The sequence below is a fragment of the Actinomadura soli genome (assembly GCF_005889715.1).
Classification (GTDB): domain Bacteria; phylum Actinomycetota; class Actinomycetes; order Streptosporangiales; family Streptosporangiaceae; genus Spirillospora; species Spirillospora soli.
Genome location: NZ_VCKW01000112.1, coordinates 1 through 18,556, shown reverse-complemented (window position 1 = coordinate 18,556; position 18,556 = coordinate 1). Strand labels below are relative to the sequence as shown.

The following is an 18,556-nucleotide window of genomic DNA, read 5'->3' as shown; positions in this document are numbered from 1 at the left end:
CGTCCAGCTACGTACCGGCAATGGGAAGGTGACCACTCCACTACGTCCAGAGGCGTGTTGGGCGCGGGTCGGTCAGAGTAGGGAGGGTGGGTGGCTTGGTGTCTCGACGGTATCGAGTCGGGGTAGGGGGGTCGGCCAGGATTCGGCGAGGTCGATTCGGCCCGCGAGGACCTCGGTGCGTAGTTGTTCTTCGCTGAACGCGGAACCGCCGGCGAGCACGCGCAGGCCCGTCGCACGGCGCACCTGCTCTGCCAGTTGCATCGTCTCGATCTGCGCCGTGGGCTCGGGCGCGGCCGAATGGAGCCGGACGATGTCCAGACCAGCCCCGGCGAGGTGTGCCAGTCCGTCCACGAGAGCCTCGGCGCCGGTTCGGTACGGCGTCGTCCGGGGCCAGCCCAGGTCCATGGCGACCAAGCGAAGGAGCGCGCTGTCCTTGCGGAGGACTCTGATGGCGTCGGCGAGGCGGCGCAGCGAGTTCAGGTCGGTCGAGGGAGCGGAGAGATCGAACTCGATGAGCCGGAACTCGGCTTCGACGGCCTTGTCGTGCGCCGCCTGGTCGTCGGCGGCGATCCGCACCCCGAGCATGGCCGGTGTCAGGGCGGACACGCGCCGGTTGACCTCGCGCCACGCGCCGGCGTCGAATTCCGTCTCCGGGCCGGTCAGGTCGGCGATGACCGCGGCGGCGCCGCAGAGTGCCAGGCCGCCGAAAAGGGCGAGTTTGGCATCGTGATCGCGCGGGGTCGACGCGGAGCGGCGGCTTGGTGACGACCAGCCGGCTGGGCAGGACGTCGTCGCGGACGCGGACGGGGCTGCACAGCGGGTCATCGGCACGGTCGCCGACTCCCGTCGTCGCCGCCACCGCGTCGTCGAAGCCGGCGCGGACCGTCCGCGCGAGGTCGGGAAAGGCCACCCGGACGCGGTCGAAGGACAGCGCGCCGGTTCGGGTCAGGTAGTGGAACGCGAGGTCGGCGGCGTCGCGGTCGAGGCGCTGGCCCATGGTCTCCCACCAGAGCCGGCTGGCTTCGGCCCGCATCTGGAGCCGCTCGACGATCGGACGCCGCTGCTCTTCGAACCGCTGGAAGGCCAGTTCGGTGCGGGGTTGGGTGGTTAGTTCCGTCGCCAGGGTGATGGCGTCGTCCATGGCCAGGGTGGTGCCCGATCCGACCGAGAAGTGAGCGGTGTGTGCGGCGTCCCCGATGAGGACGACGTTGCCCGCGCTCCAGCGCCCGCAGCGGATATTGCGAACCGGGCCCAGCGCGAGTTGTTCGCCTGCAGCCGTTCCCCGCCGAGGTCCGCGCTGAACACCTGTTCCAGGTAGCGGCGGCTGACCTCGTCATTGGCGCCGGGGGCCGCGGCGGCGGCGTCGAAACCGTCCAGGCCCGCGTTGCGCCAGGTCCGCTCGTCGGTCTCGACCAGGAACGTCGCGAGCCCGGGGGCGTAGGGATAGGCGTGCAGCCACGGGCCGATGGTGGCCTCCATCCTGCGTCCCTTCGTGTCCGAGCGGATCGCCTGGATCATCGAGAAGCACGCCTTGTTCCAGGCTTACTACTACGCCCACCACATCGGCGCCGACCGCAACGCGCGGGACAAGTACAAGGACCACCCCTACTACGCCGACTGCGTAGTGTTCTGCGAGCGCTACGACCAGAGCTCCTTCGATCCGTCGTACGACTCGCTCGACCTTGACTACTTCAGCGACATGGTCCACCGCGTCTTCAAGGAGCCGAAGGCCGGCCCCAGCATCCAGGGCGCCTACTGACGCCCGTCCCCGGCGGCATCGCCCAGAACAACATCGTCCGCGGCGGGGTCCGATGGTTCTTTGAGGCGATGCCGCTGCGGATGATTTGAGGCCGTCGAATTCGGACGACTCTCGGGTCGGGGCTCGCTATGGGCAGGGCTTCCAGGTGAGGTGGTAGGTGGTCCAGACGCCCTCGCCTACGGCGTCCATCGCGATGTAGCTGGTCTTCGACGGATCCGAGGTGCCCCTGTCGACTCGCAGGCTGGTCACAAGGACGACGTTCCGGTCCTCGCCGCACGGCTTGTAGACGAGCTCGTCCGCCGGCGGCCGGTGGGTGAACCTCCAGATTTCGTCGTAGGGGCCGTTCAGGTTGTGCGTGACGACCCCGCCCCAGGACTGGCCCTGGACGTAGTGGCCGACCTTCAGGGCGGCGTTCGCGCCGGTCTCCAGGTGGGCGAATGGGCCTGCGCCAGGTATGCGCCGTAGACGACCCTGAAGGTCTCCTTCTCCGGCCAGGCGTCCGCCCAGACGGTGTGGACCGGGCATCCTGAACCAGCGAATTGACGGACAAAGGACGCGACGCGGTCAGCCCAGGGCGACGTTGACGTGGGGGGTGGTCCGGTGTTCGTTGAGGGTGAAGACGGAGCCCGCCCTGTTGCGCGCGATGACCTGGACCGCGAGGAAGACGTCCACGATGGTCGGCAGTGAACGCAGCGATCCGCCGATCAGCTCTTCGGCGCGGCTGATCCGGTACCGCACCGAGTTGGGGTGGATGTTCAGCTCGTTCGCGGTGTCGTTGATGCTGAGGTCGTTCTGCATGTAGACGATCAGCGTCTCGAGGAGATGTTCGCTGCCCTCTATCTTGGCCAGCAGGTCGTGCGAGCGCCTGATCAGCTGGTCCTCGTCGGCGGTGCTGATGGCGATGTCGGCGACGGCGAAGTCCTCGAACCGCTGCACCGCGGGGACGTCGGTCGCGCGGGTCAGGCTGCGGGTCAGTGCCAGGCGCGCGTCCCGGTAGCTGTTGCCGATCAGGTCCAGCGACGCCACCTTGCGGCCGATCCCGGCGGACGCCTGGAGCTTGCGGGCGCCGAGGACGCTGACGGATTCGTCGATGAGGCGGCTGTCGGAGCACTGCAGGAGCACGACCGCGACGCCCTCGTGGGAGCCGACGAGGTGCGGCGACGAGGAATTGGAGATGAGGCCGCGCAGGATCTGCGTGACGTCCCTCAGCTGCTGCGAGTGCAGTTCGGGGTCGAGCCGGCGCCGGCTCCAGTGCGGCAGGGCGATGGTGGCGACGAAGCAGGGGCCGTGCGGCTCGAACCCGAACCGGCGGACATGGTCCCAGCCGAACTTCTCGTAGCCGTTGTTCGACACCAGTCGCTGGAGGACGTCGGCGCGCTGGTGTGCCTCCTCGGTCGCGGCGGCGCGCCGGCTGAGGGCGATCACGTCGAGGAGCTGCTCGACGGTGGTGATCAGCTGCGACACGATCTCCTGCGAGGTCGGATGGCCGCGCCTCGCCAGCACGATCCAGCGGTGCGCCTCCTCCGGTCCGTTGATCAGCGAGGCCACGACGTGCCACTGCCCGACGGTGAACTGCTGCCGTTCCTGGGACGACTTGTCGATGCGCTGCCAGATGACGTTCGTGGGCCCGTCCCCCGTGGCCGCGAGGAGCCGCCCGTCGGGGTGGTAGAGGATCACCGTGCTGTTGACCAGGGCGCCGAGGCGGCGGAGCAGCGAGTCCGTCGGGTCAGGCGTCGAGACGGCGGCGATGAGGCTGGACTGGAGCGTGAGCAGCTGCTGGTAGAGGACGAGTTCGCTGCGCGCCACGCGTTCGTTGACGGCGTCCTTGATGGAGCGCAGGGACGCGTTGGCCGGGGCCGAGAGCAGCGGCAGGTCCAGGGCCGCGGCGGCTTCCACGATGGCCGCGGGCAGCTGGGCGGCGTCGGCCGCCAGCGTGTGGACGACGCCGACCGCGCCCGCGCTCTTCGCGGCGGCGACGAGCGCTTGCGAACTGCCGGGGCTCACGTCCTCGGGCAGGCCGCTGGTGAGCAGCAGCACCGCGCGGTGCTCCGCGGTGGGCAGCTGCCCCAGTCGCAGCACCTCGGCCCGGGCGATCTCCGCGGTCTTCGCGCGGTTGCCCCCGACCCTCAGCTCCAGCCCGAGATCGACGTTGCTTTGCAGGTCTCCGATTGTGTACATCGCACTCGTCCTAAACGACACGTTGACGGGAGCGCATCCCACACTCTACGACGTCGCAGCGAGTTTGTTCCATCCTGAAATCGCTGGTCAGAAGGCTGATGTGCGGGCGGTGGGCCGGGTCGGGCCGGCCCTTCCACGTGCTGTGCCCGGATGAGAAACCGGACCGGCCCGGGGGCGTGGCCGCCGCCTTGGTGGGACGTCCCTCAGCGGCCGGTCCGGTGTGTCCGGCTCATCCGACGGCGGCTGCGTCCCCGACCAGAGAGGCCCGGGCTTTCGCGACCGTCCTCTTCACCTCCGCACCGAGATCGCTACCGGGCACGAGCGCCTCGCAGTAGGCGTCGATGGCCTGGTCGCCGAGCGGGCGCCACTTTTCGAGCCAGCCGCGGATCCGGTCGCGGTTCGCCTTTCCGTGGTCGCCGGATCGCAGGGCGTACTCGACGAGCGCCTGCGACCATTTCTGGGTCCGGTCGCTGTCGATGAGCTGGGCGCGGCACAGCAATGCCAGCAGCGTGTCGCCGTTCTCTTGCGCGACGGCGGAAAGGGCTCGCAGCATCGCCGCGTCGATCGCGGGCCGCGCCACGAGATTCACCGCGACGAACTGCTCGGCCCAGTCCCACGTGACGAGGGCGCGCTCCATCAGCTCCCGGAATCCCTGCCACGCCTCGTCCTCTTCCCAGCGGGCGCGTTCCTGTGTGCCGAACCCGGCCGAGGGGTGGGCGGCGGCGAGTTCCGCCGTCCGGTAGGCGACGCGTGAGACCCAGCGCAGGTGGTCGCCCGACTCGAAGATGAAGCAGTTCTCGATCGTGCTGGACGGTGCGAGCGCCGCGAGATAGGCGGCCGACATCTGCACGGTGTGCAGGAGGTAGCGGCTGGGCGTGTAAAGGCGCGCCAGCAACGTGACCCATTCGTCGGACAGGCCGCTGTCGTGCTCGTTCCTGCTGTGGTCGTCGAGCAGGCCGTCGACGTGCGCCTCCTGCCCGTCCTGAATCATGTTGTAAGTCCGGTAGACGATCTGGTCGGGGTCCCGGAAACCGTCCCAGTCGGCGTGCCTGAGAGGGGACTCATTGCGGTATTTGACGTACCACTTGCTCAGCGGAACGTCAGGCCCCATGGCCCAGGGTGCGTCGTCGTCGGTGCTCCAGAGGAGCTTGGTGGAGACGATCTCGTACTCGGTCGGCCGGCGCCGGTTCTTCGCGAGGTGGCTCCACGTCTTCAATGGCCTGGCGACATCGCTGGCATCGCTCATGATTCTCTCCTAGCCTTTGTGGGTGGCCGTCAGGACTTCTTCATGAAGTACCAACGCATGTATTCGTCGTGCGTCTCGATCTGACCCGAGTAGCCGGTCAGATTGATTTCCAGCTCCTGCATCGAGAACGTCCGGCCGAGGAGCCGCTCCATCGTCCGGCGGCGGATCACCAGGCCGCCCTCCGCCTCGACGCGCACATACGTCCGGTGATCGTCGACGACGATCTCCTTCTCCGGGTTGTCCTGCTCGATCGCCTCGACGGCCACGACCGAGATCTCGCCGCCGCGAAGCAGCGGACCCGCGAGATTCGACCTGCTCTGCACCGGTGTGGTGGTCATCTTCTCTCCTGTTTCAGGCGTGTGAATGCTTCGGCGTGATCCCCTTGACCGAGACGAGCACGTTGCCGTCGTCGACCTTGACCGGATACCGGGCGAGTTCGGCGTCGTCGGGATTCACGCTGCGTCCCGAGAACGCGTCGAACTCCCAGAGGTGGGCGGCGCAGGTCAGGATCGTTCCGTCGAACTCGCCTTTGTCGAGCGGATGCTCCTGATGCGGGCAGTTGTTCTGCAGGGCGCAGATGTCACCGTCGTCGGTGCGCAGCAGCAGCACCTCGACTCCGGCGACTGAGCAGAGCCGCATCTCTCCTGCCCATAGGTCGTCCTCCGCGCAAGCCTCGTGGAACTCCGATTCCGGCGCCGGTGTCACCCGCGCCCACCCCCTTCCGGGCGCCGGACCGCCGGCCTTTGCGGAAAGGGCCGGCGGACCCGGCGCATTTCACTGGTCCTTCGGCACGAAGACGTCGATCTGCTGGAAGTGCCGGAGTCCGGCCTCCTCGACCGTCATCGTCCGCGGAAACGGCTCGGCGTCGTCGGTGTCGGTGGTCGGGCGGACCAGCAGCGTCGCGCCGGGCTTCGGATGGCGGGCCTGGTAGCCCACCGCGGGGGCCAGGCACGCCTCCACGACCTGGTCCATCGTGTAGCCGGTCTCGACGTCGATGATCCGGGTGTGCGCGTCGTACTGAAGCCGTCCGATCACCGCAAGGGGCTTCGACATCTCGGGTTCCTCTCGTTCTTGGGCGTGACTGGGACGTGACTGGAATGCGCCGTCAGGCGTGCGCCCACGCCAGATCGTGCGCGTCGGTCCCGCCCGGGCTGATGACGCCGGCGCCCATGTACCTGAGGATGTTCTCCGGCGTGTTGGGGGAGATCTCGCCGTTGTACATCCGGTCGGCGATGGTGGTGAACGTCTTGTACCGGTCGGGCTCCAGCTCGAAGATCCACTTGCACACGGAACTGCAGAAGCTGTACAGCCGGCCTTCGTGGTCGAGCTGGTACGCGCGGGCCTTCCAGACCGTTCCGCCCTTGTTCGAGATCGGGATCTGGCACATGTTGCAAATGGCCGGCATCCCGATCGCCTGGGATTTCTCGGGGTGCCCCGCGCGGATGTTCTCGATGATCACGTCCCAGTACTGTCCGAACGTGTCGTTCCAGCCGGGGTACTTGTGCTCCAGCCAGGCCCGCTCGCGGGGGCCGACGTTGCCCGTGGGGTTCCACCACAGCGTGTTGCGCCAGGCCCATGTCGCGGCCGCCTGGCAGTGGTGATGGGTCTCGACGTCTTCGAGGAAGATGTCCCAGTACCAGGGGCGCTCGAGCCCGAGGTCGAGCAGTTGCCGCTCGAACTGCTCGCCGACGAACTCGGTCATGTACTCCTTGAAGGAGCGGTCGCGCTTGTCGAGCGGGATCCAGTAGTCCATCGGGATTCCGGTGAGGATCGCGAAGAGCCGGTGGATGCGCCAGAACGCGATGTCGACCGCCTGCTGCGCCTCGGCCTTCCGCCCGTTCTTGATGAGGATCTTGAGGACCGGGGTGCCGATCTGCGCGTGCCGCGCCTCGTCGGACTGGATGCTCGTGATCAGGTTGGAGAACGTGAAGTCGCCCATGTTGGCGGCGTCCGCCGAAAGGCCGATCATCTGGATGTTCGTCAGCCCGGTCTCGAACGCGAAGTTGAGCATGACCGAGGTCGTCACCGCGTCCCGGGTCATCATCACGTCGTCGAGCGCGTGCCGTCCGGCGATCGCGGCCCAGTTCTTGCTGTGGTGCGCCTGATGGGCCCAGTCGAACTGGCGGTCGAGGGTCACCAGCTGGTGCGGGAAGTACAGCTGGATCTGCCCGTGCCGCATTTCGTCGAGCATGCCGAACGTCGCCATGTTCCGCATTCCCGGCGCCTTCGAGAAGCGGGTCATCCGGGCGTCGGACTGGCAGGCCGCGTACTCGGACAGGGCGATCGCCCCGTAATGGAGTTTGAGCATGCTGAGGTACGCGGGGTCGGCGTCCTCGTAGTAGCGGGATCGGGCGAGCGCGGCCTTCACCGAGTAGGCCCCCGCGTCCTTCTCCCGCTGCACGCTCACGTACTCGCGGTAGGAGACCTTGTAGGGCTCGTCGAACGACTCCCACTCCTCGATCGGAATCCCGTACGGATCGCTCTGGTCCGGCGGGAACAGCTCGTCCATCTCGACGTACCGCGGCGTCCAGTTCGTGTCGCGGGCGATGTCGTACCAGGTTGATCGTTCCAGTAGCGCCATGTGAGATCGTTCCTCTCTCGATTTTCGGCGTGCTTGATACGCCGGTCGGCGACGACCGTGAATTGTCGGGTGTTGGTGGTGGTGCCGCTACTCGCCGGCCCAGTGCGAGCAGCAGCGCTCGTGCAATATCGCGCGGAATTTCTTCGTGGTCTCGGGAAGGAGCTCCCCCGAGCCCCAGTCGGCGATCACGCCGTATTGCCGGACGAGGTCGTAGGCGGTGAGCTCGCCGTCCTTGTACCGCTGGGCGACGTGCTCGGGGTCGGTCTCCAGGAGGCTCACCCGGGTCGCCCGGAGCCTCCGCCGCTCGGCGGCGGTCGCGACGTCGTCGACCAGGTACAGGTCCGGGTCATGCGCGTCGCGGGCCACGACCACGCCGTAGTCCTTGCGGGCCCGGTCGATCGAGACGTAGCCGTCGATGACGTCCTCGCAGACCGACCGCGGCGCCCGCCGGAGGGGATCGCCGTATCCGCCGCCGCCCGCCGACGGCCGCTCCAGCGAGTCTCCGGGGACCACCGGCACCCGGGACGCCAGCGACCCGAGGTAGCGTTCGTCGGTCGAACCCGGGTTGATCCACAGGCCGTGCGGGCAGCTGGGCGACCCGCCGAGGCTTCCGACGATCACCGATTTGGCGCGGTCGGAGCAGTACGACAGGACGGCTCCCTCGCAGTCGGTGAGGATCACCTCCTTCACCATTCCGAGCCCGCCCCGGAACTCGCCCGGCCCGCCCGAGTCGGTCTTCAGCTCGCAGACCCGGGTCATGATGGGAGAGGTGAGCTCCTGCATCTCGGTCGACTGCAGGGCGTGCCCGACCCCGAAGATCGACGCCGTGGCGTTCGAGCCGTCCTTTCCGTTGCGCCCGCCCCAGCCGCCGGCCATCCAGTCGTAGTACATGAACTGCTCCTGCCCGTGGGGGCGCGCGTCCCGCCCGCCGAGCAGGACGTATTCGAGGTTGAACGACGTGGCGATCGCGCGCTCGGGCATGATCTGGGACCAGATCTGGAATATGGCGTTCACGATCTTCTCGTACGGCCCCGCGTAGAAACCGGTGACCGCCCTGGGCCAGGACGCGTTGACCACCGTCCCGGGCGGGCCGAAGTCCACCATGACGGCCCGGTAGAAACCGGAGTTGAGCGGCACGTCGGGAAAGAACGTCTTGGTTCCGGCGATCACGGCCGAGTAGCTGCCGCCGAAGGCCGAGTTGAGGAAGTTCCCGATGGCGGGGTGCGATCCGCTGAGGTCGTAGTGAACACCGTCCCCCGAGATGCGCATCCGCACCCTGATCGGGACGAGGCCCTCACCACTGCTCGGGTCGTTGTCGATGTAGTCCTCCGCCTCCCACGAGCCATCGGGCAGCGCCGACAGACGGCGGCGCACGACGCGTTCGACATAGCCCTGGGATTCGCCGAACGCCGCGATGACCGTCCTTTGGCCATAGCGTTCGATGAGACGGTGGACCTCCCGCTCGCAGACCCGGGTCGCCTCGGCCTGTGCGCGCAGGTCCCCTTCCGCGTCCTCCGGTGAGCGCGTGTTCGACGCGATGAGGCGTCCGACGTCCGCGAGATATCGCCCGCGCGACCAGATCCGGACCGGGGTGATGCGGAGGCCCTCACCGAAATGTTCCGTCGCGCTGGGATCGAACGAGCCGGTCGCGGCACCGCCGACATCGGCCCAGTGGCCGTTGCACTGGGCGACGGCGATCAGCGCGCCGTCGCTGAAGATCGGCCGCAGCACCCTGACGTCGTTGAAGTGCGTGCCGCCGGAGTACGGGTCGTTGAGGATGAACACGTCGCCCTCGTAGATGTCGCCGCGGAACGCGTCCAGCACCGCTTTCGCCGAGAAGTGCAGCGTTCCGACCTGCACGGCGACGTCCCCGCTGCCCTGGGCGACCATGTCGCCGTTGGCGTCGCACAGGCCGCCGGAGAAGTCGCGCGCGTGTATCACGAAGGAATGGCAGGTGCGCAGCAGCTGTTCGGCCATCAGGTCGACGGCGGTCATGAAGGCGTTCCGCAGGACTTCGGCGGTCACCGGGTCGAGGGCGTCCGCCCGGCCGTCCTCGATCATCCGGAGGAGTGCACGCTGAGTGACCATGGCGCCTACCTCTCCACGTCCATGGAGATGCGGAGATTTCCCATCTGGTCGACGACCGCCGTCCAGTCCGGCGGGATCAGCGTCGTCGAATCGGGCTGGGCGATGACCGCGGGGCCCGTGACCCTGGCGGTCGGGTAAAGGTCGGATCGGCTGTACACCGGTGTCTCCAGCCAGCCGCTCGGCTCGATGAACCTGACCATTCGCCGCCCGACGGGTTCGGCCGGCCTCCCGGGCCCCGGGCTCAGCGCGCCGAACCGCGGCTTCTCGATGATCCCGAGAGCCGAGACCGACAGCTGGTAGAGATCGACGTCGCAGTGATCGCGGCTGAATCCGAATTCCTCGCGGTGCTGGACGTGGAACTTCTCGACGAGGCCGCCGATCGCCCGGACCGGCTGGTCCACGGCGATGGGCATGGAGCGCGACTGCCCGCGGTACCGCATCTCGATGAACCGCTGCATGCTGATGCGCTCGGCCTCGACTCCGTCCTCGAGAAGGCTCTTGCGGGCGTGCGACTCCAGCCTCAGGAACGTCGACTCGATCTCGTAGGGGTCGGCCGCCCGCGCGTTCCGGATGAACATGGCGCTGAAGTCGTGCCTGATGTCGACCAGCAGGCACCCGAACGCCGACGTGACACCCGGGTGCGGCGGGACCACGACCGCCGGGAGGGACAGCTCGCGGGCCAGGTGGACCGCGTGCATCGGACCGGCGCCGCCGAAGGCGACGAGCGCGAAATCGCGCGGATCCCGGCCACGGCGGATCGACAGGATCTTCAGGGCATCGGCCAGGTTCGCCGAGGCGACGCGCAGGATGCCGACGGCGGCGTCCTCCAGGGAGCTCTTCAGCTCCCTGGCGATCTTGCTCACCGCCCGCCTGGCGAGTTCGACGTCGAGGATCTGCGACCCCGCGGCCAGTGACGTGTCGATCTGCCCCAGGACGAGCTGGGCGTCCGTGGTGGTCGCCGCCGTGCCGCCGAGCCCGTAGCAGGCGGGGCCGGGAGCCGCGCCGGCCGACCGCGGGCCGACCCGCAGCGCCCCGCCGTCGTCGACCCACGCGATCGAACCGCCGCCGGCCCCGATGGTCAGAACCTCGAGGTTGGGGAAGCAGATCGGATGCCCGAAGTCCACCGACCAGTTCCGGACGACCTTCAACTCCCCACCGCACACGATGGAGATGTCGGCGCTGGTCCCGCCGACGTCCAGGCCGAGTGAGTTCTCGTAGCCGCAGGCGAGCGCGATGTGCTTGCTCGCCACCGCACCCGCCGCGAGGCCGGAGGACGCGAGCCGCGCGGCGTGCCTCTGCGCGGCCTGCGTCGTCATCACGCCTCCGCCGCCGTGCATCAGATGCAGCCTGCCGTTGTACCCGGACTCGGCGAGCCGCTGCTCCAGGCGTCCGGCGTAGTCGCCGATCAGCGGTGACAGCAACGCGTTGGCGACGGTGGTCGAGAAGCGTTCGTGTTCGAGGATCTCGTCCAGGACGGCACTGGAGATCGACACCGCGACGTCGGGCAGCTCAGCGCGCAGGAACTCCAACATCGCGATCTCGTGCACCGGGTTCACGTAGGAGTTGACGAAGCAGATGGCGACCGTCCGCACCTGCCTGCGCCGGAGCGTGTCGACCAGTTCCTTGGCCTCGGCCATGTCCAGCGGCTCGATCACCCGGCCGGTCGCGTCGACCCGTTCGGCGACGACCAGCCGGTCGCGGCGCGCGATGTAGGGAGGGGCGACGTCCTTGTAGGCGTCCCACAGGTCCTCCTTCGTCCCCCGCCTGATCTCGATCACGTCGCGGAATCCGCGCGTCGTGACGAGGGCCGCCCGGGGGAACGTCCGGTTGAGCAGCGCGTTCGTGGCGACGGTGGTGCCGTGGCAGAAGAACCAGGTGTCGGCCAGATCGGCGCCGGCCTGGGCGATGCCGCGCATCACCCCGTCGATCGGGGACCCGGCCGTCGTCGGCACCTTGGCCACGCGGGGGGCTTCCCCGCGCTCCCCCAGGACGCAGACGTCGGTGAAGGTACCGCCGACATCGACCGCGACACGCACCGACATCCGATCCCTCCTGCACCTCGCCGTACGGGGCATAAGCCCTGGTCGTTGGACTAGATACTCGCCTGGGCCCCTGGGGCAGGCAATAGTGAAGAGTGAGAGAACGATGCGATCGGATTGTTCATGTCTCCGACGCCCCGGCTGCGGATTCGTGATCGACCGCGCCCGTCCGTCCCTGGAGGCGCGGCGCGTGCCGGTGAGCCGCGCCGGCGGGACACCCCCGATCGGAGACCTGCACAATCCGATCATCGCGTTCTCTCATTCCTCACTATTGCCCGCCCCCAGAGGCCGGACGAGTATCTACTCCACGACCAGGGATGACGTCCTGATCGGGCACCTACAACGTGTCCAGCCGGTGATTCAAGGAACACATCATGAGCCAATTCAACGCCGCGGGACGGCCCGCCGGACAGACGTACACGAGCTGTGTCACCGGGGCACGGACCAGCCGGCTCGACCTCACCGGGACGGCCCGTCCGGTGGCCGCCGCCTGCCGGCACACCCGCGACACCCTGCTTCGCTGGGGCCTGGCCTCCGACCTGATCGACGACGCCCTGCGCATCGCGTCCGAGCTGGTCACCACCGCTGAGAAGCACGCGGCGGGGGCGGGCGGGGCTCAGCGGTTCCAGCTCACCCTCCAGGCCGGTCACGTGAGCATCGCGGCCGGCGCCGATCTCCGCCATCGGGGTTCCGCCGGGCCCTCGGCAAGGACGCCGAGTCACGCCTGAGCGCGATCCATCCGCTCGGCCGATTCACAGCCGCCGACTCACAGCCGCCGATTCGGCGGCAGCCGTAAAAAGCGTTAGCCGAGCTTAGTAGCGAACACAATCCGCTCCCCGCGGACGGAAGCCGCGAGGAATACCTGAGCCATGCCGTCATGCGCTTTTTTCGACGTCCTCGCGCGCCTCCCGCCGCCGCTGACTCGCCAGTGGTGTGAAAGACGAAGCGGCCCCGCTTCGTCACGGACCTTATGAACCTCCCCCAAGGAGATGGCAATGAGCGAACCCCTGACACCGGGACACAGACCGCTCCAGATCATCGACCACGACGACCCCGAGGTCGTGCGCAGCGCCGCGACCGAGGACTACGCGCTGCACGTCGCGCCCTTCACCTGGCGTTCGGGCCGGGTGTCGCTGCTCATGGCCTGGTACGCGTTCGCGAGCGCGATGTTCTGGCTCATCGTCGGCGCCACCGTCGCCCTCGTCGCGGGCACGAAGGACACCCTGATCGGGCTCGGCCTGTCGGTGCTCGCCTACAGCGTCATCGGCGGGCTGATCAGCCGCTACGCGGCGCGCACCGGCATCTCCAGCGCGCTGTTCTCGCGCTGCCTCTTCGGCTATCTGGGGTCGGTGATCGCGCCGCTCATCATCGGCGCGACCGCGCTCTACTACGGCGTGTTCGAGGGATCGGTCATCGCGTCCGTCCTGCACCAGTACAGCGGAGCGGGGCCCATCGAGCTGTGGTACTTCATCGTCGCCGCCTACAGCATCCCCCTCGTCGTCGGCGGGGTGCGGAAATGGCTCGACAAGATCAACGGCATTCTCCTGCCGTTCTACTACATCGGGCTCATCGTGGTCGTGGTCTGGGCGGTGGCGCGCCACGGCTATTCCAACGACTGGCTCACCGCCGGTCCGGTGACCGACGTGAACCTGCACGCGCCCGGATGGTTCTTCGCGTTCACGACCTACATGGGCGTCTGGATCATGATCCCGTTCACCTGGGACTACGCGCGGCTGGCCAGAACGGCCGACGCCCGGTACCACCGGTGGCTCACCTTCGGGCCCCTCTTCTACGTCCTCACCCTGGTGGTGAACGCGGTCGTCGGGATCTTCCTGGCGAACACGCTGGTGACGAACGGTCCGCTCAGCGAGCTCTCCGCGGTCGACGGGATCGTGAAACTCGCGGGCATCTTCGGGGTCGCGCTCGTGTGGATCAGCCAGACCAGGATCAACACGGCCAACTACTACCTCGCGAGCATCAACGCCGAGAGCTTCTTCGCCCGGCTGCTGAGGATCCACCTCTCGCGGCGCGTATGGGTCGTCCTGATCGGCATCGCCGCGTTCGGGCTCATGCTCACCAACCCGATCTCCTATCTGCTCAAGTCCCTGCAATGGCAGGGCGTCTTCGTGGTGGCGTGGATCGCGATCGCGCTGGTGTACCTGGCGTTCGCCCGGCGCGACCGGCGGGCCGCCGAGGACTTCGAGTTCAGGCCCGGCCGGATTCCCGCGTTCAACGCCGTCGGGCTCGTGTCCTGGCTCGTCGCGTCGGCGGCGGGCATCACCCTCGCCCAGGCGGCCGGCCCGTTCGGTGCGACCTGGTCCGCGCCGATCACGTTCGTGCTGGCGGCGGCCATGTACGCGATCGGGCGCTTCGCCACCGGAGAGCGGCACGTCGTGCTGCGCCGCCCGTTCGACCCGCGCGCCGAGGTCGAGGACCCCTGGGAGGCCCGGATCCGGTGCGCCTCATGCGACCGGCACTACGTCGCGCAGGAAATGGACCGGAACCCGGCGACGTCCGACCACGCGCCCATCTGCGCCGAATGCGGCAGCAACGACCTCGCTTATCTGCGCGCCTCCTACGCCGAGGCCCGGTCCGGCTCGGCCGGCCGCGCCGACGCGAATCTGGTCCCCTCCGACTGACGGGCATTGGCGGACGTGCGGAACCGCACGTCCGGCACCGGCCGACCGCCAGGGGGCGGTCGGCGAACACCACACAGGGCTACTGAAGGACGTCCGATGCAGCAGAGCGTTATCGACACCGTCGGCCGGCAGATCTCGGGATTCGTCTGCCCGCCGATCGGAATGCTGGTCGGCGGCGAGTGGCGGGAGGCCCGCGGCGGCGCGAGCCTTCCCGTTCTCGACCCCGCGACCGGAGAGGTCATCGCCGCCGTCGCGGACGCCAGCCCCGAGGACGCGGCGGACGTCATGGACGCGGCCGCGGCGGCATTCCCACAATGGTCGGCGACATCGCCGAGACAGCGGGCGGCGTTGTTGCACGACGCCTTTCTGGCCCTCCAGGAAAGGGCCGAGGAATTCGCTCAGCTCATCACCCTGGAGATGGGCAAGCCACTGGCAGAGTCGCGGGCCGAGGTCGGTTACGCCGCCGACTTCTTGCGGTGGTACGCGGAGGAGGCCGTCCGCGTCACGGGTACCTTCCGCACCGCCCCCGACGGCACGGCCCGGCATCTCACCCTGCGGCAACCGGTCGGGCCGTGCCTGCTGGTGACACCGTGGAACTTCCCCCTCGCGATGATCACCAGGAAGGTCGCGCCCGCGCTCGCGGCGGGCTGCACGGTCATTCTCAAACCGGCCGAGGAGACACCGCTCTCGGCACTGCAGTTCGCGCACGTGCTGACCGAAGCGGGATTGCCCGCGGGGGTGGTCAACGTCCTGAACACGAGCCGGCCCGGCCCGCTCGTCGAGACGATCCTGCGCGACCGGCGGATCCGCAAGCTGTCGTTCACGGGATCCACCGAAGTGGGGCGCAGGCTACTGGAATCGGCCGCGCCCGGCGTCCTGCGCGCCTCCATGGAACTGGGCGGCAACGCGCCCTTCCTCGTCTTCGACGATGCCGACGTCGACGCCGCCGTCGAGGGCGCGGTCGCGGCGAAACTCCGCAATGGCGGGCAGTCCTGCGTCGCGGCGAACCGCTTCATCGTGGCCGACGAGGTCGCGTCGCGGTTCGTCGACGGGCTGGCCGAGCGGCTGCGCGACCAGGTCGTCGGCCCCGGGACCGATCCCCGCTCGACTCTCGGTCCGCTGATCAACGAGAGGCAACGGGATCGGGCGGTGGGGCTGGTCGACGACGCCGTGTCCCATGGGGCCGCGCCTGTCGTCCACTACGGGACGGCGGGCCCCGGAGACGCCTTCCTCAAGCCGGTCCTGCTCGACCGGGTCCCGCCCGCCGCGGAGATCGCGCGGGAGGAGATCTTCGGGCCCGTCGCCGCGGTCTACCGTTTCTCGACCGAGCAGGAGGGCCTCGCGCTGGCCAACGCCACCGAATCCGGGCTGGTCGGCTATGTCTACACCCAGGACCTGAACCGCACCATCCGAGCCGTCGAGGCGATGGAATGCGGAATGGTCGGGGTGAACCGGGGATATGTCTCCGACGCCTCGGCGCCGTTCGGCGGCGTGAAGCAGTCCGGCCTGGGACGCGAGGGCAGCGAGATCGGCATCCAGGAGTATCTGGAGACCAAGTACGCGTCGATCGACGCCAGGGGTTTCGCGTGACCGCGTCCGGGCGGCGGCCGACCGCCGTGATCGTCGGCGCCTCGGTCGGCGGCGTCCGGACGGCCAAGGCGCTGCGTTCGGCCGGGTACGCGGGCGAGATCGTCCTCGTGGGCGCCGAGGACCACCTGCCCTACGACAGGCCGCCGCTGTCCAAGACCTTCCTCGCCGGGACGGCCACGCGCGAGGACCTGACGCTGCTCACCGAGGACGCGGCGGACGCCGCCCGGATACGGCTGGAGCTGGGAACTCCCGCGACCGCCGTGGACGTCGCCGGCCGCGCGGTCGAACTGGCCGACGGCCGCCGCCTGGGCTTCGACGAACTCGTCATCGCCACCGGTGCCCGTCCGCGCCCCTCGCCGTGGGGCGCCCCGCGCGGCCTGCACGTCCTGCGGACGCTGGACGACGGCCTCGCACTGCGCGAGGACCTGGGACGGGGCGGGCCGCTGGTCGTCATCGGCGCCGGCTTCGTCGGCGCCGAGATCGCCGCCACCGCCGCCGAAATCGGCGGGCCCGCCGGTGTGACGCTCGTCGACCCGATGCCCGTCCCGCTCAGCCGCGTGCTGGATCCCGCCGTCGCCCGGCGGTTCGCCGATCTGCACACCGGCCGCGGGGTGGCCACCCGGTTCGGGGCCGCCGTCACGGGCGTCGAGACCAGCGGCGACGGGCTCGTCGTCCGGCTGGACGACGGGACCGGCCTCCCCGCGGCCACGGTGGTCGTGGGCATCGGGGCGGTGCCGAACGACGGCTGGCTTCGCGGCTCCGGGCTGACCATCGCGGACGGCGTCGTCTGCGACCGGTACTGCCGGGCACGCGGCGCGCCGAACATTCACGCCGTGGGCGACGTCGCCCGCTGGTTCCATCCCCGCAGGCGCACGCTCGTCCGCGCCGAACACTGGACCAACGCCGTCGAGCAGGCCGACCGCGTCGCGCACAACATCACGCACCCGGACGATCTCCAGGCCCACGATCCGGTCGAGTACATATGGACCGATCAGTACGACTGGCGGATCCAGCTGGTCGGCCGCACCGGAGGAAGCCTCGACCACGTCACCCTCTCCGGCGCCGACCCGGACCGCAGCTTCGCCGTCCTGTACGCCCATTCCAGCGGGGATTTCGCCGGTGCGGTCACGGTCAACTGGCCCCGCGCGGTCATCGCCTGCCGGAAGGCGCTGCACGCTCCGGTGTCCCTCGACACCGTCCGGGAGACCATCACGGCCGCCGCATCCCGGAGACCCCGGGCGGGAATGCCAGGGCGCTAACGGCTGGGCCGCTCGGCTCAGACCACGCGTGAGCAGGCCGGTTTGGTTCACTTTGCTCCTGGATCGGCTCGATCGCGTGCTCCAATGAGGACCCCCTGGGCCGCGTGGGTGAGGAGAACTCTCGTGCCGTCCTATGACACCGATGTTCCCGCGCTGGTCCTCAAGGTCGGTGACTATGCCCTGCACCATGGCGGGCTGGCCGTCGTCCGGACGCTCGGCCGGGTGGGCGTCCCGGTGTACGCGGTCACCGAGGATCGGTTCACCCCCGCTGCGCTTTCCCGCTACACGACGGGACGGTTCGTGTGGCGGACGGGCGGTCAGGAGCGCTATCAGCGGCAACTGCTGGCGGGCCTGCACGAGGTCGCCGAACGGATCGGACGGCCCGCCGTGCTGATCCCGACCGACGACCACGCCGCGCTCTTCGTCTCCGACCACGCCGGCGCGCTCAAGGACCGGTTCCTCTTCGCGCGGCAGCCTCCCGGCCTGGTCCGCGCGGTGACCGACAAGGCCGAGCTGCAGGCGCGCTGCCGCGCCCTGGGTTCGGCCGTCCCGGCGGGGACGGTCGTCGAGCGGGCGGACGAGCTCGCGGCGTTCGCCGAAACGGCCGCGTTCCCGGTGGTGGTGAAGCAGGCCGCGCCCTTCCTGTTCGACGACGGGCGCCGCGCGACCAGCACGCGGATCGTCCGCGACCGGCGCGAGCTGCTGCGGATGGAGGTCCGCTCGCGGCTGCTGCTCCAGGAGCACATCCCGTCCGAGCACGCCGAGGATTGGCTGTTCCACGGCTACTGCGACGCGAGTTCGGAATGCCTGATCGCCTTCACGGGCCGCAAACTGCGGTCGTGGCCGGCGGGGGCGGGCGAGACCGCGTTCGGCCGCGCACACACCCAGCGGCACCACCACGACCACCTACTGGAGACTCACCGCCCGCGAACACACCGACGACCTAGAGACGACCCTGGCGACGATCCGCGATCTGCTCATGGAGGCCCTGAGGGACGCCCCGTCCGCCTCGCTGCTCTCCGGCGGTCTGGACTCCAGCCTCCTGGCCGCCCTCGCCGGGGCTTCCACGACGTACGAGGTGGACTTTCCGTCGCTGCCTCTTATATACATCTGACGCTGCCGGCGGATTAGACAGTGGGGATCTCGGTGGGTGGTGGCCCATTCATAAAAAAAAAGG

At 69.0% G+C, this 18,556-nt stretch carries 17 protein-coding genes; 6 read left to right on the top strand and 11 right to left on the bottom strand.

The features are described 5' to 3' along the window. Positions 1–40: 40 nt before the first annotated feature. Both ETD83_RS21800 and ETD83_RS44685 read right to left on the bottom strand, forming a co-directional pair. The gene (locus ETD83_RS21800) at positions 41–1,198 is read right to left on the bottom strand and encodes a hypothetical protein (protein ID WP_230421072.1); all 1,158 of its coding nucleotides are present in this window, start codon (positions 1,196–1,198) and stop codon (positions 41–43) included. Beyond that, positions 1,108–1,479: a hypothetical protein gene (locus tag ETD83_RS44685; RefSeq protein ID WP_230421071.1), complete on the bottom strand. Its 372-nt coding sequence runs from the start codon at positions 1,477–1,479 to the stop codon at positions 1,108–1,110. Before ETD83_RS44685 ends, ETD83_RS21800 begins: the two co-directional genes overlap by 91 nt. Here ETD83_RS44685 and ETD83_RS21795 point away from each other — a divergent pair. Then, complete coding sequence (locus tag ETD83_RS21795) at positions 1,466–1,759, top strand: hypothetical protein (protein ID WP_138646992.1); 294 nt, start codon at positions 1,466–1,468, stop codon at positions 1,757–1,759. The two genes, ETD83_RS44685 and ETD83_RS21795, sit on opposite strands and share 14 nt — an antisense overlap. A gap of 126 nt (positions 1,760–1,885) precedes the next feature. Here ETD83_RS21795 and ETD83_RS21790 read toward each other — a convergent pair whose 3' ends face one another. From ETD83_RS21790 to ETD83_RS21750, 9 genes are all read right to left on the bottom strand, one after another. Continuing rightward, complete coding sequence (locus tag ETD83_RS21790) at positions 1,886–2,284, bottom strand: DUF4360 domain-containing protein (protein WP_138646991.1); 399 nt, start codon at positions 2,282–2,284, stop codon at positions 1,886–1,888. A 39-nt stretch (positions 2,285–2,323) separates the two neighbouring features. Beyond that, a complete protein-coding gene (locus tag ETD83_RS21785) occupies positions 2,324–3,937 on the bottom strand; it encodes a PucR family transcriptional regulator (RefSeq protein WP_138646990.1) in 1,614 nt (537 codons plus the stop codon). A 229-nt stretch (positions 3,938–4,166) separates the two neighbouring features. After that, entirely contained in the window at positions 4,167–5,183 is a 1,017-nt protein-coding gene (locus ETD83_RS21780; RefSeq protein WP_138646989.1) for an aromatic/alkene monooxygenase hydroxylase subunit beta, read from the bottom strand. Positions 5,184–5,212: 29 nt separating this feature from the next. Further along, positions 5,213–5,521: an MmoB/DmpM family protein gene (locus ETD83_RS21775; protein WP_138646988.1), complete on the bottom strand. Its 309-nt coding sequence runs from the start codon at positions 5,519–5,521 to the stop codon at positions 5,213–5,215. 13 nt (positions 5,522–5,534) lie between these two features. Next, positions 5,535–5,888 carry a Rieske 2Fe-2S domain-containing protein gene (locus ETD83_RS21770; protein WP_205717809.1) on the bottom strand — a complete coding sequence of 118 codons (354 nt, stop codon included), beginning with the start codon at positions 5,886–5,888 and terminating at the stop codon, positions 5,535–5,537. 69 nt (positions 5,889–5,957) lie between these two features. After that, on the bottom strand, positions 5,958–6,236 hold the full coding sequence (locus ETD83_RS21765; RefSeq protein ID WP_138646986.1) for a toluene-4-monooxygenase system B family protein: 279 nt from the start codon (positions 6,234–6,236) through the stop codon (positions 5,958–5,960). 52 nt (positions 6,237–6,288) lie between these two features. Then, complete coding sequence (locus ETD83_RS21760; RefSeq protein WP_138646985.1) at positions 6,289–7,764, bottom strand: YHS domain-containing protein; 1,476 nt, start codon at positions 7,762–7,764, stop codon at positions 6,289–6,291. A gap of 87 nt (positions 7,765–7,851) precedes the next feature. After that, positions 7,852–9,825, bottom strand: a complete 1,974-nt coding sequence (locus tag ETD83_RS21755; protein WP_138646984.1) for a hydantoinase B/oxoprolinase family protein — start codon at positions 9,823–9,825, stop codon at positions 7,852–7,854. Between the two features lie 32 nt (positions 9,826–9,857). Further along, the gene (locus ETD83_RS21750; protein WP_138646983.1) at positions 9,858–11,894 is read right to left on the bottom strand and encodes a hydantoinase/oxoprolinase family protein; all 2,037 of its coding nucleotides are present in this window, start codon (positions 11,892–11,894) and stop codon (positions 9,858–9,860) included. A gap of 371 nt (positions 11,895–12,265) precedes the next feature. Here ETD83_RS21750 and ETD83_RS21745 point away from each other — a divergent pair, with 371 nt between their 5' ends. From ETD83_RS21745 to ETD83_RS46305, 5 genes are all read left to right on the top strand, one after another. Beyond that, positions 12,266–12,619, top strand: a complete 354-nt coding sequence (locus tag ETD83_RS21745) for a hypothetical protein (protein WP_138646982.1) — start codon at positions 12,266–12,268, stop codon at positions 12,617–12,619. A gap of 267 nt (positions 12,620–12,886) precedes the next feature. Continuing rightward, complete coding sequence (locus ETD83_RS21740; protein WP_138646981.1) at positions 12,887–14,530, top strand: purine-cytosine permease family protein; 1,644 nt, start codon at positions 12,887–12,889, stop codon at positions 14,528–14,530. 162 nt (positions 14,531–14,692) lie between these two features. Further along, a complete protein-coding gene (locus tag ETD83_RS21735) occupies positions 14,693–16,120 on the top strand; it encodes an NAD-dependent succinate-semialdehyde dehydrogenase (protein ID WP_138647002.1) in 1,428 nt (475 codons plus the stop codon). Further along, a complete protein-coding gene (locus tag ETD83_RS21730) occupies positions 16,117–17,379 on the top strand; it encodes an NAD(P)/FAD-dependent oxidoreductase (RefSeq protein ID WP_230421070.1) in 1,263 nt (420 codons plus the stop codon). The genes ETD83_RS21735 and ETD83_RS21730 overlap by 4 nt, the downstream gene beginning before the upstream one ends. Positions 17,380–17,502: 123 nt before the next feature. Beyond that, the gene (locus ETD83_RS46305) at positions 17,503–18,510 is read left to right on the top strand and encodes a hypothetical protein (protein ID WP_456236754.1); all 1,008 of its coding nucleotides are present in this window, start codon (positions 17,503–17,505) and stop codon (positions 18,508–18,510) included. Positions 18,511–18,556 lie beyond the last annotated feature (46 nt).

Coding starts and splice junctions, on each gene's coding strand:
- ETD83_RS21795 (WP_138646992.1), top strand. CDS start 1,466: ATGGTGGCCTCCATCCTGCGTCCCTTCGTGTCCGAGCGGATCGCCTGG.
- ETD83_RS44685 (WP_230421071.1), bottom strand. CDS start 1,479: ATGGAGGCCACCATCGGCCCGTGGCTGCACGCCTATCCCTACGCCCCC.
- ETD83_RS21790 (WP_138646991.1), bottom strand. CDS start 2,284: ATGCCCGGTCCACACCGTCTGGGCGGACGCCTGGCCGGAGAAGGAGAC.
- ETD83_RS21785 (WP_138646990.1), bottom strand. CDS start 3,937: ATGTACACAATCGGAGACCTGCAAAGCAACGTCGATCTCGGGCTGGAG.
- ETD83_RS21780 (WP_138646989.1), bottom strand. CDS start 5,183: ATGAGCGATGCCAGCGATGTCGCCAGGCCATTGAAGACGTGGAGCCAC.
- ETD83_RS21775 (WP_138646988.1), bottom strand. CDS start 5,521: ATGACCACCACACCGGTGCAGAGCAGGTCGAATCTCGCGGGTCCGCTG.
- ETD83_RS21765 (WP_138646986.1), bottom strand. CDS start 6,236: ATGTCGAAGCCCCTTGCGGTGATCGGACGGCTTCAGTACGACGCGCAC.
- ETD83_RS21760 (WP_138646985.1), bottom strand. CDS start 7,764: ATGGCGCTACTGGAACGATCAACCTGGTACGACATCGCCCGCGACACG.
- ETD83_RS21755 (WP_138646984.1), bottom strand. CDS start 9,825: ATGATCGAGGACGGCCGGGCGGACGCCCTCGACCCGGTGACCGCCGAA.
- ETD83_RS21750 (WP_138646983.1), bottom strand. CDS start 11,894: ATGTCGGTGCGTGTCGCGGTCGATGTCGGCGGTACCTTCACCGACGTC.
- ETD83_RS21745 (WP_138646982.1), top strand. CDS start 12,266: ATGAGCCAATTCAACGCCGCGGGACGGCCCGCCGGACAGACGTACACG.
- ETD83_RS21740 (WP_138646981.1), top strand. CDS start 12,887: ATGAGCGAACCCCTGACACCGGGACACAGACCGCTCCAGATCATCGAC.
- ETD83_RS21735 (WP_138647002.1), top strand. CDS start 14,693: ATGCTGGTCGGCGGCGAGTGGCGGGAGGCCCGCGGCGGCGCGAGCCTT.